The sequence below is a fragment of the Acinetobacter sp. YH12094 genome (genome assembly GCF_013419295.1).
GTDB classification, from domain to species: domain Bacteria; phylum Pseudomonadota; class Gammaproteobacteria; order Pseudomonadales; family Moraxellaceae; genus Acinetobacter; species Acinetobacter amyesii.
Genome location: NZ_VPAK01000074.1, coordinates 1 through 2,197, shown reverse-complemented (window position 1 = coordinate 2,197; position 2,197 = coordinate 1). Strand labels below are relative to the sequence as shown.

The following is a 2,197-nucleotide window of genomic DNA, read 5'->3' as shown; positions in this document are numbered from 1 at the left end:
ATACCCTATGCGCAAGTACCTTGCGGCTATGCCAATCAATCACAGCACATAAATAAACAAAGCCTTTTGCCATAGGGATATACGTTATATCCGTAGACCACACTTGATTACTGCGCTGAATAGCCAACCCTTTGAGCAGATATGGATATTTACGGTGAGCTTGATTAGCCTGGCTTAAATTTGGTTTGCAATATAACGCCTGAATACCCATTTTCTTCATTAAAGTACGTGTATGACGTCGTCCTATATGATGTCCTTGACGATTCAACAAATCACGCATCATACGACTGCCTGCAAAAGGATATTGCATATGTAATTCATCAATACATCGCATCAGCTTCAGATCTGATGCACTCACAGGTTTTGGGCGATAGTAATAACAACCACGGGAGACTTTCAGCAGCTTAGCTTGCTTAGATACTGAAATCTGAAGTGAGTCGTCGATTAACTTTTGTGGTTGAAGCGGCCCAGTTTCTTCAACACACCTTCTAAAAAATCAATTTCTAATGCCTGCTCACCGATTTTTGCATGTAGTTTTTTTAGATCGATGGGTGGTTCTGTTGGAGCTTTTGATTGATCGAAAGCTTGCGAGGAAGCTGAGATCAATTGATTTTTCCAGTCAATAATTTGGTTTTGATGAACATCAAACTCAGCACTCAATTCAGCAAGTGTTTTTTCTGCTTTAATCGCAGCAAGTGCTACCTTAGCTTTAAAATCATTTGAATGATTTCTTCTTGGTCTACGTGCCATAAAATACTCCATATATTGATGTTTATAACATCATTTGAGGAGCAGAATATCACTTATAGGAGTTGTTCAAATTTACGGATCCATCTCTATCCTGCTCTAGCTTCGATGATGATTTTTTGAATTTCTTCCCGTCGTTGTTTCTTCTTTTCATGGTAAATCCATACAGAAGAAATCAATACACTTATAATTAGTCCGCCAATCAGTACTTGTAGTCTTGTAAAGGCCATTTTTTATTGCTCTTATCATGTAGTTTTCATTTAATTAAATTAAGCATTTAAATATTAAAACTTAATGGCAATTAATGACAAAAACCCGTCAATTATTGACGGGTCAAGACATGACATGTCATTACATGTTTAGTAAATATTTTTTTAGAGAATTTGGATATTGCTGGCTTGCTTGCCTTTCTTGCCATTTGTAATTTCAAACATTACACGCTGACCTTCCTCTAGTACTTTATAGCCATCAATTCGTACTTCACTATAGTGTGCAAATAATTCTTCACCAGTATCGGAAGCAATAAATCCAAAACCTTTTGTACCGTTGAACCACTTCACTGTACCGTTTGTTAAATTAGACATTCATATTCCCTTTAAGTAATTATCAGTTTAGAAATTGCTGTAAATATTGATTAATTAACAAGCATATTCAATATAACCAATAATCCTTAAATATGAGGATACAACTGTTAGATCTATGTGAATCAAGTTCTTGTTTTATTTTGCAATTACACACAAAAGTGATAAATATCCCTCATATTAAGGTAATAATCAGATATAGATTGTAATATTCGATCATTCACACTTTCCATAAATTGAATGAAAAAAGCCCCACATATACATGTGAGGCTTCACCCAATTCATTTGCGCTGATATGAGCCAGTAAATTATAAAACACTTTAATCAAAATATGTATTCAAAATATATCTTTAAAGCATATTGATATGAACTATCGATTCAACTGCGTGTATGCCCATTTTAAAAATTTATCTTTATCATGAAAGTTTGGTACATTGATTAAGTGAATAAAACTCACTGCTCCAAATTTACCCGCAATCTTTTTAGGATCAACAATTTCAAAATCATTGTCATTACCTAAATTAAGTTCTTTGAAAAACTCCAGAACCTTGTTATGCAAACCTTGCTGTGAATGTTCAGTTCGCTCTATCAGAAAATCATAAATCTGGCTTAAAACATGTAATTCAAAATTTTTATTCATGACTTTCTTCTCATAATTGTTAAGGTTGAAATCCCAAACTAACGGTTATTATGAGAAAATTAAAGTAATCTAACATCCTGAAACAATATGCTTTGAAATATCTAATTGAAACCTTTGCACGAACAGATACACAAAAGTTCGTTAAAATGATATAATGCTTTATAATCAACCACATAACAAAAGACACCGACATGGCATGGAAACAAACAGGGCAGCTGTCCCTAGCAGA

Annotated in this window: 2 protein-coding genes and 1 pseudogene; all 3 read right to left on the bottom strand. The window is 33.9% G+C overall.

What is annotated here, in order from left to right:
* Positions 1–762: pseudogene (locus FTU34_RS17630) on the bottom strand (IS3-like element ISAba14 family transposase); the annotation flags it as partial.
* Between the two features lie 359 nt (positions 763–1,121).
* Positions 1,122–1,331 (bottom strand): cold-shock protein, encoded by a 210-nt coding sequence (locus tag FTU34_RS17625; protein ID WP_111883687.1) that lies wholly within the window; start codon positions 1,329–1,331, stop codon positions 1,122–1,124.
* Positions 1,332–1,698: 367 nt separating this feature from the next.
* Positions 1,699–1,968: a hypothetical protein gene (locus FTU34_RS17620; protein WP_078193453.1), complete on the bottom strand. Its 270-nt coding sequence runs from the start codon at positions 1,966–1,968 to the stop codon at positions 1,699–1,701.
* Between the last annotated feature and the right edge of the window lie 229 nt (positions 1,969–2,197).